Genomic DNA, 15,071 nt, shown 5'->3' with positions numbered 1-15,071 from the left:
AGGCAACCCGGCCTGGAGGACCGAGACACAACACTGAGCGAAACCGTACGCACCCCAAGAGACGCACTACGGCACATTCGCCGCCAACCGGCAGCAGACAGCCGCCCCGGAAGATTTTTTTCGAGGAAAAGCCACGAGCGGGAACGTTTTCGGGCTGGTTGGATGTTGACCCTGGTACGACAGCTCGTCGAGCTAGAGAAGAGGCGACGTGACTACTGTTCTGACCCCCGCGAGCCCGCTGACGGCCGCCGATCGCTGCGACCGCTGCGGCGCCCAGGCATACCTGCGCGTCGTCCTGCTGAGCGGCGGAGAACTGCTCTTCTGCGCCCACCACGGTCGCAAGTTCGAGCCGGAACTCAAGAAGATCGCCGCTGAGATACAGGACGAGACGGAGCGGCTGACGTCCGTTCCGAACACCGCTTCCGAAGAAGAGCGCTGAATCTCGCACCACGACGAGCCAGCCCCGGCACAGGCCGGTGAACGGGCGGCCGCTCCCTCCAGGAGCGGCCGCCCGTGCTCATGTCTCCGTGCGGAGACCTCATGGGCCGCCCAGCGGGCCGGGACGGCCGTGAAGGGCCTTCTGAGCCCCTGAGACCGCCTGCAGCACGTGCACGACCTCGGAGACCCGTGTGTAGACCCCGGGGCTGCCCGGCGTGCCGCAGCCGCTCCCCCACGACACGAGCCCGATCAGCCGGCCTTTCGCCACCAGCGGGCCGCCGCTGTCCCCCTGGCAGGCGTCCGGGCCGCCGGCGGCCTCTCCGGCGCAGAGCATGCTGCCGGCCCGGTAGGTGCCGTCGGGACCGCCCGGATAGGCGCGGGAGCAGAGGTCGTCGGACAGCACGCGCACGTGTGCCGCGTACAGCCTGCGCGCGTACGCGCCCTCGCCGGTCGTGTCACCCCACCCGGAGACCATGGCCTGCGTGCCCGGCGTGTAGGCCGGATCGCCCGCGCCCGCCATGCCGATCACCACGCCCTGCGGCAGCGGCCTGGCGAGTGTGATCACGGCGAAGTCGCCGGAGTTGGTGCGGCTGTCGTAGCCGGGGTTGGTCCAGACGTCACGTACGGAGACCTCCTGGCCCCCGCCCGACAGCAGGTCGGTGCGGTCGGCGATGACCTTCAGGTCCCGCACGCGGTCGGGGGGCGCTCCGAGGACCTCCTCGGTCAGACAGTGGGCCGCGGTGAGCACGGCCGTCCGTGTGACCGCCACGCCCCCGCAGAACTGTCCGGCCCGCGTACCTCCGAACCGGTCACGGCTGGACAGCGCGACCGTCCAGGGGGCCTGGGAGACGTCTATCGGGAAGCCGCCGACCACCACGCTGTCGGCAGGCGCGGGAGCCGCGCCCACCAGGGGTATCGAGGCCATGGCGGCCGCCAGGGCCAGCGGCCGGATGAGTGCCCGGGCAACGGAACGGCGCATGCAGACTCCTCACTCTCGGGTCGTACTGGGACACCCAGAGTGATCCACTGCACGGCGGCTCGCAGCACGAGGGCCCGGCCCCCCGAAGGGAGCCGGGCCCTCGCCGTCGTACGACCGCGACCTAGTCGAGGTAGTCGCGCAGCACCTGGGAACGCGACGGGTGGCGCAGCTTCGACATGGTCTTGGACTCGATCTGGCGGATGCGCTCACGCGTCACGCCGTACACCTTGCCGATCTCGTCGAGGGTCTTCGGCTGACCGTCGGTGAGACCGAACCGCATGGAGACGACGCCCGCCTCGCGCTCGGACAGGGTGTCCAGAACGGAGTGCAGCTGCTCCTGCAGGAGCGTGAAGCTGACGGCGTCCGCCGGGACGACGGCCTCGGAGTCCTCGATGAGGTCACCGAACTCGCTGTCGCCGTCCTCACCCAGCGGGGTGTGCAGGGAGATGGGCTCGCGGCCGTACTTCTGGACCTCGATGACCTTCTCCGGGGTCATGTCGAGTTCCTTGGCCAGCTCCTCCGGGGTGGGCTCGCGGCCCAGGTCCTGGAGCATCTGGCGCTGCACGCGCGCGAGCTTGTTGATGACCTCGACCATGTGCACCGGGATACGGATGGTGCGGGCCTGGTCGGCCATGGCGCGGGTGATGGCCTGACGGATCCACCAGGTGGCGTACGTGGAGAACTTGTAGCCCTTGGTGTAGTCGAACTTCTCGACCGCGCGGATCAGACCGAGGTTGCCCTCCTGGATGAGGTCCAGGAAGAGCATGCCGCGGCCGGTGTAGCGCTTGGCCAGGGAGACCACCAGACGGAGGTTGGCCTCCAGCAGGTGGTTCTTGGCGCGGCGGCCGTCCTCGGCGATGATCTCGAGCTCGCGCTTGAGCTTCGGCGCCAGCTTGTCGGCATTGGCCAGCTTGTCCTCGGCGAACAGACCCGCCTCGATGCGCTTGGCCAGTTCGACCTCCTGCTCGGCGTTGAGCAGGGGGACCTTGCCGATCTGCTTCAGGTAGTCCTTGACCGGGTCGGCGGTGGCGCCGGCCGCGGCGACCTGCTGCGCCGGCGCGTCGTCCTCGTCCTCGTCGGACAGGACGAAGCCCGCGCTCTCGGCGCCCTCGGGCTCGTCGGCGACCTTGGTGTCCTCGAGAACCTCGTCCTCGAGAAGCTCGACGTCGTCCTTCTTGGCGGTGGTCTTCTTGGCGGCCGTCTTCTTCGCGACGGTCTTCTTCACGGCCGCCTTCTTGGCGGTCGTCTTCTTGGCCGCGGCCTTCTTGGCGGGGGCGGCTTCCTCGGCGGAATCGGCTGCGACGGGAGCGACAGGGGCCGCGGGAGCGGCCGTGCTCGCGGTGGCCTTCCTCGTGGTGGTCACCGTCTTCGCCGCGACCGTCTTGGTGGCGGTGCGCTTCGCGGGGCTCTTCGCTGCGACGCTCTTGCGGGTGCGCTTGGGCTCTGCGGCACTGACCATCAGCGTCACACCCTCTTCCTCAAGAATCTGGTTGAGGCTGCGCAGTACGTTCTTCCACTGAGTGGCCGGAATCTGGTCAGCTTCGAAGGCCCGACGCACATCGTCGCCGGCGATCTGCCCCTCAGCCTTTCCCCGCTCAATGAGCGCCATGACAGAGACGGACTCGGCGATCTCCGGCGGGAGCGTACGGGATGTGCTGGCCGACACGAACAACCTCTCGGAACGTTGGAAAGCGGCTTCCGGCACCGTCCACTGCGGACAGGAGCCGACCACCGGCCTGGGGATGGGCCGACGGCGCGGGCGGGGGCCGGGAGAGTGCACAGCGCCTGTACAGGCGTCCGTATTCCCTCCGCGGCTGTCACCTCTTAGGTCATCGCGCTGTTTCCACGAGCGTTACGCCCAATCTGCGTGGCCCGAGTCACACCCCGTAAGCGATCAAAAGTGATCAAATATGGGCAAATAGGTCACCCGTTGAAGCCCCGCCCGGTCATCCGGACACCCCTGGCGGCCCGTCGCACCGCTGGACCTTGCCGGACCGCGCAGGGTCCGGCAAGGTCCAGCGGCGGCCGTCAACGAGCCCGGCGCCGCCACGCGCGCCACGAGAACCAGGCTGACGCCCCACACCGGCGACCGCTCCGCCCCGGCCGCGGGGTCAGTGCTCGCGCGGGGCGGGCACCACGCGCTCCACCTCGGGGTGGACCGTGAGCAGTTGCCGCATGGCCGCCTCGGCCGCCGCGCCGTCGCCGGTGCCGAGCGCGTCGACGATCCGCGCATGCTGCGCGAGCGACGCCTCGTTCGGCCGGTCGCAGCCCGTGACCGGACCTCCCGACACCTGGAGGGCGGCGGAGACGATTCCGGAGAGGTGCTCGAGCATGCGGTTGCCGGCGATCTGGATGAGCAGCCCGTGGAACTCGTTGTCGGCGCGCGAGTAGGTCAGCGCGTCACCCTGCGCCATGGCGTGGCTCATGATCTCGACCATGTCGCTGAGGCGCTGCTGCACCTCCTCGCGCCCGTGCCCGGCGGCGAGGCGGGCGGCCAGCGGCTCGATGGTCCAGCGCAGCTCGCTCAGCTCGCGGCGCTGGTCGTCGCGCTGGGGCCCGAAGGCCCGCCACTCGATGATGTCGGGGTCGAGCAGGTTCCAGTCGCTGACGGGACGTACGCGCGTGCCGACGTTCGGGCGGGCGCTGACCAGGCCCTTGGCCTCGAGGACGCGGAGGGACTCGCGGACGACGGTGCGGGAGACCTCGAAGCGCTGGCCGATCTCCTCGGGCACCAGCGGCCGGTCGGCGCCCAGGTCGCCGGAGACGATCATCTGTCCGAGCTGCTGGACGAGTTGGCCGTGCAGCCCGCGTCCGCGGCTGCCGGCGGCGCGTCGGCCGACCCGGCCGAGCTCGGGATCCGCGCCTTCCCAGGAGGGCGCCGCTACGCGGTCGGCCACCTGCGGTTCTGCGTAGGGGTAGCGGTCGAGTTCGCCCGGGCCGGCCAGACCGGAGTCGGTGGAGCGGGCGGCGGTCATCATGGTGTGCGCAAGGGTACTCACGGATCCTTTGTCGGCGTCGCCTCCAACTCCCTTGAGGTCTTTGGTGAAAAGCACACGAAAGGGTGATCGCTCACCCCATCGCAATTGACGCCTTATCGGAAAGAAATGGTCTTTCCCTGGGGAGTTGTGTACGCATCGAGATCGGAAGTGTACGCAGAGTCATCACCGGAACCGGGTGCGCAGCGTCGTGACCAGGTACGCGCACAGCAGCGCCGACAACGACAACGTCATTGCGCCACCGATCGGTTGGGCGAGCACGCGCGCGAAGCCGAGCAGGTAGCGCTCGCCCCCGAAGGGCCACTGCAGCAAGAGGACCTCCCGCATCCGCACGGTGAACCCGGCGGCCACGCCGGGGGCCGGCCCCGCCATCACCGTGTGCACACAAGGGACGACGGCAACGGGTACGGCGAGTACCGCGGCCAGGCCGGCCGAGGTGGACCGGAACACGCCGGCCGACAGCACACCCGCCCACGCGCACCCGACGACGAGGCCGAACCAACTCACCCCGAGCGAGAGCCAGTCCGCGGGAACTTGCGTGAGCTCCCGTCCGTAGACGATGTAGAGCGCTTCGGCGTCGCAGCCCAGGGTGAGGAAGGCCAGCAGGGCCGCGGTGGCTCCGGAGACGAGCAGTTTCGCGGTCAGCAGCCCCAGCCGGCGGGGCACGGTGCCGCGGTCCGCCGCGAGGGCGGGGTGGCGGAACTCGTCCCCGAAGGACAGCGCACCGAGCAGCCCCGCGGCGAGTGCCGCGGGCGGCAGCGGCAGTTGACGGGGCCACGCGGCGAACAGCCGCGCCTGCGGGGTGTGCCCGATCCTGGCCAGCACCACGGCGGTGAGCGCGGACACCGCCAGCACGGCACCGCAGGTGAGGAACCCGACACCGATGCCGGTGGCTCGTCGGATCTCGTAGCGCAGGGGGCGGAGGGGGCTGGGGGCGGGGCGGACGGCGATGGGGGGCGGGAGGGGGGAAAGGGCGTCGACGGAGGAAGCCTCGTCGAGGCGGACGGCGCGGGTGCCCTGCGGCTGACGCGAGCGGGGTTTGCGGGCGCCGGGGAGACGGGTGCGGAGCGCGGAGATGCCGACGGCCAGGGTCCTCGTGCCGCCGGTCTGCGGTTCGGGGGCGGCCGTGGTCGCCTCGCGCCGGGTGCTCGCCGAGGCCGCCGAGCCGGTGCCCCGGCCGCCGTCGGCTCCGGCCTGCACCACGGCGCGAGCCGCTCCGGGGCCGCCCTCGGTGGCGTCCTCGCCGGCGGCCGGGCCGACGTGCACGGGCCCGCTCGTCTCCGGGACCGTGCCCGCGAGCGGCACGCCGTCGGTCCGTAGCCGACGGGTGGTCTCCGTGTGCCCTGCCGCACTCCGGTCCGGGGACGTCTCGGCGAGCGACGTCCGCGCACCGCTCAGGGCCTGCCTCCCCTCCCCCGCCGATGGATCCTCGCCCGCGGCGGTGCCGGGTACGCATCGCTGCTGGGCCGGGGCGCCCGCTGCCGTGTCGCCTCGTTGCGGTGCCGCGAAGCCGAACGGCGTGGCACGCCGTTCTGTCGCCGCGTGGCCCGGTGCGGCGCCGCCCCGCTCCCCGGACGGAAGGCCGGACGTTCCGGGTGCCGCCTGCTCCGGCGCGTCGCAGGCCGGCGCACCGGCCGCCGCGGCCGCCAGGCCGAGGACCCGGGGGCCGGACGCGGACGCCGCAAGGCCGAACGCCGAGGCGTCCGGCTCCACCGCCGGCAGATCGCGCACCGTCTCGTGCTCCGCGGAAGAGGACCCCGGCCCGGCGTGTGCGCGCTCCACCCGCGGCTCGGCCACGGTCGCCTCGGCACCGGCCACAGCGGGCCCGGCGTCGGATCCCGGGCCCATGTCGCCGACTTCGTCCGCCAGTTGGTGGACGAGGATGCCGTGCCGGAATGCCGTCTCTCCGACATCGGCGGTCGTGGAGCCGTACACCGACAGGCGGTTGCCGCCCTCGCGGACGACCTCGACGGAGCGGCGCGCCGTACGGGCCTCCTTGGTGAGCAGGGCCGCGAGCCGCGCTGCGTGGGGACTGCGGACGGCCACACGCGGACGCAACCGGGTACGGGCGAACTCACCGGCCTCCTGATCCGCCACCACCCTGCCGCCATCGAGGGTGATGACACGGTCGGCCGTGCGGGCGGCCTCCTTGGGGTCGGCGGTGGTGAACAGCACCGTGCCGCCTTGGCCGGCGTGGGCGCGCAGCATTCCGTGCAGCCACTCCGTCTCGCGGGCGGACAGATGGGCAGCGGGCTCGTCGAGGACGAGCGTGTGCGGGTCGGGCAGCAGGGCGCAGGCCAGGCCGAGCCTGCGGTCCATGCCACGCGAGAGCGTGCCGAGAGGCTCGTCGCGGAAGCTGACGAGACCGACCACCTCGAGGACTTCGTCGGCCCGCCGCGCAGGGACTCCCGAGGCCGCGCACAGCATGCGCAGATGGCCCCGGACCGAGCGGGCCGGATGCCCCGGCACGTCGCCGAGGAGCACACCGACCTCCCGCGCGGGATGAGCGATGTGGTGCAGGGGCCGCCCTCTGAAGTAGGTGATGCCGCGCCCCGGTTGGAGCTCGAGCATCAGTCTGAGCGCCGTCGTCTTGCCCGCGCCGGCGCCGCCGAGGAGCACGGTGACATGGCCCGCGCGCGCTTCGAACGAGACGTCGTCGACGGCGGGCGGGTGCGCCTTGCGGGGGGTGCTGGTCAGTCCGAAGGCCTGGATCACCTGCAGCAAGATAGTGCGCTATGTGCCGTTTTCCTGGTATCGCCGGGTCTTCTACCACACGTGGTGCGGCCGGACCCCGTTCAGTTGCGCCGTTCGAGGTACTCCACGGCGGCGACGGGACGCGGGCTCCCGAGCATCCGGGGAGCGGCTGCCTGCCTCAGACCTCGGGGCGGAGCATCGGGGGGTTGAGCAGCGTGGCGCCGCCCGCCCGGAAGAGCTGCGCCGGCCGGCCGCCCTGGCGCGTGGTCGTACCTCCGGTGGGGACGAGGAACCCGGGCGTGCCGGTGACCTTGCGATGGAAGTTGCGCGGATCGAGCGCCACGCCCCACACCGCCTCGTACACCCGGCGCAGCTCACCGACGGTGAACTCGCTCGGGCAGAACGCGGTGGCCAGAGACGAGTACTCGATCTTGGACCGGGCCCGTTCCACCCCGTCGGCGAGGATCTGGGCGTGGTCGAAGGCGAGCGGCGCCAAGGGTTCGCCGTCGCGGCCGTAACCGGCCTGCTGGAGCAGTTCCTCGACCGGCGCCCAACGCGCGTTGCTGGCGTCGCCTCCCGCGCGCGGGGCGGGCAGGTCGGGTGCGAGCGCGAGGTGGGCGACGCTCACCACCCGCATGCGCGGGTCCCGCTTGGGGTCTCCGTAGGTGGCGAGCTGCTCGAGATGGGCTCCGTTGGCCTGAGCCGGGGTCGCGGGGTCGTGCACACACAGCCCGGTCTCCTCGGCGAGCTCACGTGCTGCCGCCTGGGAGAGGTCCTCGTCGGCCCGCACGAAGCCTCCGGGCAGCGCCCAGCGCCCCTGGAACGGGGGCTCGCCACGGCGGACCGCCAGCGCGCACAGGGCATGGCGGCGTACGGTCAGCACGACCAGGTCCACGGTCACGGCGAATGGCGGAAAGGCTGACGGGTCGTAGGGCATGCCGCGATCATAGTCGTCTTCCTGACGATAAACACTCCCTTCCTCGGCCCCATCGGTGGCGCTTCCGCTTCGTTCCGGTATGCGGTGCGGAGCCGGGTCCTGTTCGTCGCCTTCTGGCATTGCGCGAGGTCACCGTCGCGGTCGCAGGGTGTCCGGCCCCCTCTCGATCATGGCGAGCCGCGGCCCGCCGATGTACGAGGCGAAGAGGGCGCCGGCGCCCCCAGCCCGGCCGGCGGGAAGCGGCTCGGCCGGTAGCGAGGAGGCGAGGGCTGGGCTGGGCTGCGAACCCTGGCCGACAACGGTCACACGACACCCCCGCGGGCGTCTTGGGCAGCCGGGCGCGGACGGTCGGCCGGCGCAACCTCGTCGCGCTCCCCGGGCCACGGTCAGCCCTCGCCCTCGGAGTCGCAGCGGTCGGTCCTCGACACGGCTGCGCCCGCCGTGGTGCCGCCGGACTCGGCCCCACGTGTGCGCGAGCCACCGAGGCCGCGGCTGCCGGGGCGTGCGGGCTCGGCCGCCGACGAGCCGGGGTGGGAGCCGGCCGGCCTCCGCCGTCCTCCGGCGGTCCGGGCGGCGCGAGGGGCGGCGCCGGTCTCGGCCGATCGCACCCGGCGCCGCCGACGCGTGCCGGTACCTCGCCCTGCTCCGGCGGGCTGGCCGTCCCCTCCGACACCGGTTCCGGCGTCTCGGGGATCCACTCGGGCATCGCCTTCGGTGCCAAGCGGGTCGACTCGGACACCGGCTCCGGCACCGTCGGCAGGCGGGAGGCCGGCCCGAGCAGTGTCCTTCCGGCGGCTCGGCTGAGCCCCGTTCTCCTCGGGCGTGCTCGTCCCGCGGTCCGCGCGCAGACAGCGGCGGATCGCTTCCGGATCGAGCCCTTCGTTGCAGGCCTGGTGCAGCAGGCGGGCGAAGAGGTAGTCGGGATCCGCGCCCAGAGCCATGGCCAGCGCCTCACGCGCCTCCAATTCGTCACCAGTCGACCAGGCGACCCAGCCGGCCAGGGTCAGCGGAGCCGCGGCGTGCTCGCCGTACGGCCCGACGCACCGGCGGGCCAGGGCACGCCAGAGCCGCAGCGCCGGACCCGCCTCGTCGCCCTCCATCCATGCGGCCGCCCGGTCGCGGGTCGTACGGTCCTGGAGCCCGAGGATCAGAGCCGCCGCCTCGTCGTGGGCGAGCAGACGGTCGTCGCGCAGGTCCGCCGGATGCGTGCCGGACACCGGCGCCGCGGCGGCGAAGCGGCGCATGATCCGCTCGGCGAGGCGCAGCGTCTCCTCCGCCACCTCCGCGCGGGACGCCTCATCGAGGATGCGGGGCACCAGGGTCATGCCGGCCGCGTCGAGGGCGATCTCCTGCTCCAGTGCCGCGGATGTCTCCCAGGGCTGCAGCCTGGCGCGCAACTCCCTGAGCGTGCCGCGCACTTGAATGCCCGCGTAGGTGGCCGCCGCTGCCAGCACGGAGGTGCCGGGAAGGCCCATCGGTGAGCCGTCCTCGGGGCAGCAGCCCTCGATCGGGCAGCAGTACGACCAATAGCGGCCGTCGGAGACGCACAGGGCCTCGATGACCGGTACGTCGAGTTCGCCGCACTGGGTGCGCAGGAGGTGGACCAGTGGTTCGAGGCGTCGTTTGACGTCGCGGCCCGACTCGCCCGGGGATGGTTCCTGGCAGACGTAGGCCACCATCTGCTCGGGCCGGGCGCCCCGTCGTTCGCTGCCGGTCACCAGTCCCTGGGCCAGCTGGCGTGCGGCCGCCTTCCAGTCCTCCTCGTTCTTGGGGATGCCGAGCCGGGCCCGGCCGCCGAACCTGCCCTTGCCTTCGCGGTCGTGCAGGGCCACCAGCACCATGCTGTCCTCCGGGCGGTAGCCGAGGAGGTAGGGCAGGGCGTCGGCCAGCTCGGCCGGGGTGCGCAGCGTGACCTGGGTGTCGTGCGCGGACGCGCCGGTGAACGGCTCCTGGCCCGAGATGTCGTCGTTCTCGAACGGTCCGGTGGTTTCGCTGTGATTCGTCATGCGCAGACGATCTCGCGGATTGCGTGGTTCCGGTTGAGCCTGTGGACAAGTCGGATCAGGGACACGACAACGCCGTCCCGGGTTGTCCACAGCCCAGGACAGCGGTCCGCCGTTTGTCGGTCCCGTCCTGTTGTATGGGACGCATGGAGCACACGAGCAACGCGGATCTCCGGGCGCAGGCGGACGCCGTCCTCGCCCGGCTCGTCGGGGACGCCACGCGCACGGCCCGGCTGCGCGAGGATCAGTGGCGGGCGATCGAGGCGCTGGTCGCCGAGCGGCGCCGGGCCCTGGTCGTGCAGCGCACGGGGTGGGGCAAGTCCGCGGTGTACTTCGTGGCGACCTCATTGCTGCGGGCCAGAGGCAGCGGGCCCACGGTGATCGTCTCGCCGCTGCTCGCGCTCATGCGCAATCAGGTGGACGCCGCGGCCCGGGCCGGCATCCATGCCCGCACCATCAACTCCTCCAACACCGAGGAGTGGGATGCCGTGCAGGCCGAGATCGCGGCCGGCCAGGTGGACGTCCTGCTCGTCAGCCCGGAGCGGTTGAACAACCCGGACTTCCGTGACCAGGTACTGCCCAAGCTGTCGGCCGCGACCGGTCTGCTGGTCGTGGACGAGGCCCACTGCATCTCCGACTGGGGCCACGACTTCCGCCCCGACTACCGGCGGCTGCGCACCATGCTCGGCGACCTTCCGCCCGGTGTGCCCGTGCTGGCCACCACCGCCACGGCCAATGCCCGGGTGACCGCGGACGTCGCCGAGCAGCTGGGCACCGGCGGCGCCTCGGACGCCCTGGTGCTGCGCGGGCCGCTGGACCGGGAGAGCCTCAGCCTCGGCGTGCTGCGGCTGCCGGACGCCGCGCACCGCATGGCGTGGCTCGCCGACCACCTGGACGACCTGCCGGGCTCCGGCATCATCTACACGCTCACGGTCGCCGCCGCCGAAGAGGTCACCGCGTTCCTGCGGCAGCGCGGGCACACCGTCGCCTCGTACACGGGCAAGACGGAGAACGCCGAGCGTCAGCAGGCAGAGGACGATCTGCTCGCCAACCGGGTCAAGGCGCTGGTCGCCACGTCCGCGCTCGGCATGGGGTTCGACAAGCCGGATCTCGGTTTCGTGGTCCATCTCGGCTCCCCCTCCTCCCCCATCGCCTACTACCAGCAGGTCGGCCGTGCCGGTCGCGGTGTCGATCACGCCGAGGTACTGCTCCTGCCGGGCAAGGAGGACGAGGCGATCTGGCAGTACTTCGCGTCTTTGGCCTTCCCTTCCGAGGAGTTGGTCCGGCGCACCCTGGACGTCCTCGCCCGGGCGGACCGCCCCCTGTCGCTGCCCGCGCTGGAGCCGCTGGTCGAGCTGCGCCGCTCGCGGCTGGAGACGATGCTCAAGGTCCTCGACGTGGACGGAGCGGTCCGCCGCGTCCAGGGTGGATGGATCGCCACCGGCCAGCCCTGGTCGTACGACGCCGAGCGCTACGAATGGGTCGCCCGGCAGCGCGCTTCGGAGCAGGAGGCCATGCGGGCCTACGCGTCCACCACCGAGTGCCGGATGGAGTTCCTGCAGCGTCAGCTGGACGACGAAGCCGCCAGACCGTGCGGCCGCTGCGACAACTGCGCCGGCCCTCGCTTCACCGCGGACACCTCACCGGGCTCGGTGGACTCCGCCCGCAGTGACCTCGGCCGGGCCGGCGTCGAGGTGGAGCCCCGCCGCATGTGGCCGACGGGCCTGCCGGCGATCGGCATCGACCTCAAGGGGCGTATTCCGGCCGGTGAACAGGCGTCACCGGGGCGTGCACTGGGGCGGCTGTCGGACATCGGCTGGGGCAACCGCCTGCGTCCGCTCCTCGCGCCGCAGGCACCGGACCTCGCCGTCCCGGACGACGTGGCGCGGGCCGTGGTCGGTGTCCTGGCCGACTGGGCGAAGGGCCCCGGCGGCTGGGCCTCCGGTGTGTCCGACGCCCAGGCACGGCCGGTGGGGGTCGTCACCGTCGCCTCGCGGACCCGGCCTCTGCTGATCCGCTCGCTGGCCGCCCGCATCGCCGAGGTCGGCCGGCTGCCGCTGCTGGGCTCGGTGGAGTACGGCGAGGACGTGCCGCGCGTGCCGCGCAGCAACAGCGCGCAGCGGCTGAAGGCGCTCGACGGCGCGCTGACGGTGCCGCCCGGCCTGGCTTCGGCGCTCTCCGAGGCCGGCGGTCCGGTGCTGCTGGTCGACGACTTCACCGAAACGGGCTGGACGCTCGCGGTCGCGGCACGCCTGCTCAGAAAGTCCGGCGCTCGGGGGGTGTTGCCGCTGGTCCTGGCCGTCCAGGGCTGACCGCGCACTCGTGCCGGGTGGCGGAGCGGACATGATCCCGGCACCGCATGCGTCGGTGGGCCAACCTTTGGGTAGGGATATAAGCCACGCACCACCAGATAACAGTCGGTGGCCCCAATTGCTCGTTGCCGCATCCAAGTTCGGCAGGAAGAATTGAGGTCCGCTCCCCGCGCGGCTCGCCCGTGACCGGTCGGGCTTTGCTGCGGTGCGCGGTCCCTCGAATCCGACCCCGCCCGCAGTGTGGGCGCGTAGCCGAAGGGAGGAACGTGACCTTCGGATTCGCCTCGTCCTCGGCGGCCTCGTTCTCGACGTCCGCGACCGCCGCTTCCGCAAGCCGTCTGCTCGAGCCGGCCGAATGGGCCGCCGCCGGAATCCCTCTGCTGCGCAACCCCCGTGAGGTCGTCACCGGTCTGCACTCCCGCCATCGGCCGAAGCCTTCCACGGCGGTCGTGGCAGTGCTGGATCCGGAGGAACGGCTGTGCGCCAGTGCGTCGTTCACCCGCCGTCCCGCCCCGGCCGACGGCTGGATGTTCCGCAACGCGCTGCTCGCGCAGCTGCGCCGGGTCATTCCGCACGACCTGAGGCGCCGGACCCCGGTGCGCACGGCCATCCTCCTGTACTGCCGTGAGGGCGACGCGCAGTGGACGGAGGAGGACGGGGCCTGGATGTGGGGCCTGCGCGACGCCTGCACCCTGCACGGGCTGCGGTGCGGGGCGTACATCACGCTGACCCACGACGGCTGGCACGTGCTCGGTGAGGGCCGCAGCGGACGCCGCCCCAACGCGGACTCCGCACCTGAGCCCTTCGCCACCTCCGACGCTCCGCCGCCCGCACCGCGCACCGGCGGGCCGGTCTCCGAGGTGCTGCGCCGCGCGGCGGCCCGCTAGGCGACGCCGGGGACCGGCCGGTCGGCACACCGTCCGCGAACCGGGCCAGTGGCAGGGACACAGCCTGACTGTAGTCACGGCACGGTCATGCCACCCCAGGGCCGCCGACGACCGGACGGCGGCAAGGCCCTGGGCGCCTCAAGGGCACGGGGCCGCACGGAAAAACAGGCCGACGCCGGGCCCGCGCCGACGACCTTGCGGGCGCGCGGTGTCGAGACCGCTCACCAAGTGCCCGTGGCCACCGGAAAGCAGGCGGTGCCCGCGGTCCCTGCGGTCATCCGGGCATGCCAAAGGCCACGCCGTGCGCTTGCCGCCGGATCGGCTGCCTCGTCACCCCGCCGCCACGAGGCGCCGGACGCCGATCAGACGCCCGCGCCCAGCACCGAGTTGATCTGCTGGGGGTCGCCGCAGACGATCAGCAGCGCACCGGCCCGGGAGTGGGCCAGCGGCAGGGCCGAGGCGGCAGCGGCAGCGGGGCCTCCGTTGAGGGCCACGACGACCACGGGGCGGGACGCGGCACGGGAGGCAACGGAGGCGTCCGCGTAGAAGACGTCGTCACCGGCGTCGTGCTGCGCCCAGTAGGAAGCTTCACCGAAGGACAGTTCGTGCTCCGCCCACGGGTGCTGGGACCCGGTGGTGATCACGAGCACGTCGCCGGGGGCACGGCCCGACTCCAGCAGCAGGTCCACCGCCTCCTCTGCGGCGTCGAGCGCACCCTCGGCCGAGGCCGGGATCAGCTGGATCTGCGGGCCTGCCGCCGTGGCGGTGGGAGCGGCCGGGCCGGACGGACCGGGCTTGGTCTGAGCCACGTCACGCTGCGTGCGCTGCACCGGCGGCGCCGGCCGCGGAGGGCCGGGACGACCGGGGCGGGACGGAGCCGCGGGACGGGGGCCGGGTACAGGGCGGGGGGTCGGCGCGGTACGGCCGTTGGCCGGCGTGGCGCGGGGACCCTGGGCACTCTCGTGAATCTGAGGCTCCTCGGGAATGAGAGGCATGAGCTGATATTTATCAAACGTTGGTGCGGCACGGGTGACCGGGTGGCACATCAGTGCGAGCGGAACCGTCAGAAATCGAAGCCGAGCTGGCCCTCGATCTCGGGAACGCCTCCGTCCACCCAGCTGCGGACCTTCTTGAGGTGCCGCCACTGAGGCAACGCATCAAGATACGCCCACGACAGGCGGTGGTGCGGGGTGGGCCCCCACTCCGCCAGTGCGGCCTTGTGCACGGGCGACGGATACCCGGCGTTGTCCGCAAATCCGAAGTGTGCATGGTCGACACCCAGTTCGGCCATCATTTTGTCGCGCTGAACCTTGGCTATCACCGACGCCGCCGCAACGGCCACACACGACTGATCGCCCTTGATCACCGTGCGCACGCTCCAGGGAGCACCGAGGTAGTCGTGCTTCCCGTCGAGGATCACGGCGTCGGGGCGGACCGGCAGGGCGTCCAGAGCCCGGACCGCGGCGAGGCGCAGCGCGGCGGTCATCCCCAGGTCGTCGATCTCCTCGGGGGAAGCATGCCCCAGCGCGTAGGCGGTCACCCATGAGCGGAGGGTCTCCGCCAGCTCGGTGCGCCGCTTGATCGTCAGCAGCTTGGAGTCGGTCAGCCCCTCCGGCGGGCGGCGGAGTCCGGTGATCGCCGCGCAGACGGTGACAGGTCCGGCCCATGCGCCGCGCCCCACCTCGTCGACACCGGCAATGACCTTCGCTCCGGTCGTGGCGCGCAGGGAGCGCTCGACGGTGTGGGTAGGCGGTTCGTACGGCATGGCGCCCTTAGCGTACGCCGCCGGGCGGGTCTGCCGACACCCCGGTCTCCCGTACTGCCG

11 protein-coding genes are annotated in these 15,071 nt (G+C 72.3%); 3 read left to right on the top strand and 8 right to left on the bottom strand.

The genetic code is table 11. The annotated features are described in order from the left end of the window. Positions 1-208 precede the first annotated feature (208 nt). Complete coding sequence (locus ACGFZN_RS18430; protein WP_030735014.1) at positions 209-439, top strand: hypothetical protein; 231 nt, start codon at positions 209-211, stop codon at positions 437-439. A 99-nt stretch (positions 440-538) separates the two neighbouring features. Here the strand turns inward: ACGFZN_RS18430 and ACGFZN_RS18425 are convergent, their stop codons facing one another. The 6 genes from ACGFZN_RS18425 to ACGFZN_RS18400 form a co-directional block, all read right to left on the bottom strand. Beyond that, on the bottom strand, positions 539-1,417 hold the full coding sequence (locus ACGFZN_RS18425) for a S1 family peptidase (RefSeq protein WP_393859512.1): 879 nt from the start codon (positions 1,415-1,417) through the stop codon (positions 539-541). A gap of 121 nt (positions 1,418-1,538) precedes the next feature. After that, complete coding sequence (locus ACGFZN_RS18420) at positions 1,539-3,083, bottom strand: RNA polymerase sigma factor (RefSeq protein WP_393859511.1); 1,545 nt, start codon at positions 3,081-3,083, stop codon at positions 1,539-1,541. Between the two features lie 445 nt (positions 3,084-3,528). Beyond that, positions 3,529-4,416 carry a FadR/GntR family transcriptional regulator gene (locus tag ACGFZN_RS18415; RefSeq protein ID WP_393859510.1) on the bottom strand — a complete coding sequence of 296 codons (888 nt, stop codon included), beginning with the start codon at positions 4,414-4,416 and terminating at the stop codon, positions 3,529-3,531. A 162-nt stretch (positions 4,417-4,578) separates the two neighbouring features. Then, positions 4,579-7,128 carry an ATP-binding cassette domain-containing protein gene (locus tag ACGFZN_RS18410; RefSeq protein ID WP_393859509.1) on the bottom strand — a complete coding sequence of 850 codons (2,550 nt, stop codon included), beginning with the start codon at positions 7,126-7,128 and terminating at the stop codon, positions 4,579-4,581. 157 nt (positions 7,129-7,285) lie between these two features. Continuing rightward, positions 7,286-8,044: an NUDIX domain-containing protein gene (locus ACGFZN_RS18405; protein ID WP_393859508.1), complete on the bottom strand. Its 759-nt coding sequence runs from the start codon at positions 8,042-8,044 to the stop codon at positions 7,286-7,288. A 386-nt stretch (positions 8,045-8,430) separates the two neighbouring features. Further along, a complete protein-coding gene (locus ACGFZN_RS18400; protein WP_393859507.1) occupies positions 8,431-10,050 on the bottom strand; it encodes a DUF4192 domain-containing protein in 1,620 nt (539 codons plus the stop codon). Positions 10,051-10,193: 143 nt separating this feature from the next. Between ACGFZN_RS18400 and ACGFZN_RS18395 the strand changes: the two genes are divergently transcribed. Both ACGFZN_RS18395 and ACGFZN_RS18390 read left to right on the top strand, forming a co-directional pair. Beyond that, positions 10,194-12,359, top strand: coding sequence for a RecQ family ATP-dependent DNA helicase (locus ACGFZN_RS18395; RefSeq protein ID WP_393859506.1), 2,166 nt, complete (start codon positions 10,194-10,196; stop codon positions 12,357-12,359). 266 nt (positions 12,360-12,625) lie between these two features. Then, positions 12,626-13,246, top strand: a complete 621-nt coding sequence (locus tag ACGFZN_RS18390; RefSeq protein WP_393859505.1) for a hypothetical protein — start codon at positions 12,626-12,628, stop codon at positions 13,244-13,246. 362 nt (positions 13,247-13,608) lie between these two features. On the opposite strand, the gene ACGFZN_RS18385 is transcribed toward ACGFZN_RS18390, so the two are convergent. Together ACGFZN_RS18385 and ACGFZN_RS18380 are read right to left on the bottom strand one after the other, a co-directional pair. Then, a complete protein-coding gene (locus ACGFZN_RS18385) occupies positions 13,609-14,241 on the bottom strand; it encodes a hypothetical protein (RefSeq protein WP_393859504.1) in 633 nt (210 codons plus the stop codon). A 68-nt stretch (positions 14,242-14,309) separates the two neighbouring features. Beyond that, on the bottom strand, positions 14,310-15,011 hold the full coding sequence (locus tag ACGFZN_RS18380; RefSeq protein ID WP_393859503.1) for a ribonuclease HII: 702 nt from the start codon (positions 15,009-15,011) through the stop codon (positions 14,310-14,312). Positions 15,012-15,071: the final 60 nt, after the last annotated feature.

The organism is Streptomyces sp. NPDC048192 (assembly GCF_043202415.1).
Lineage (GTDB): Bacteria > Actinomycetota > Actinomycetes > Streptomycetales > Streptomycetaceae > Streptomyces.
This window is presented reverse-complemented; position numbering and strand designations above follow the sequence as displayed.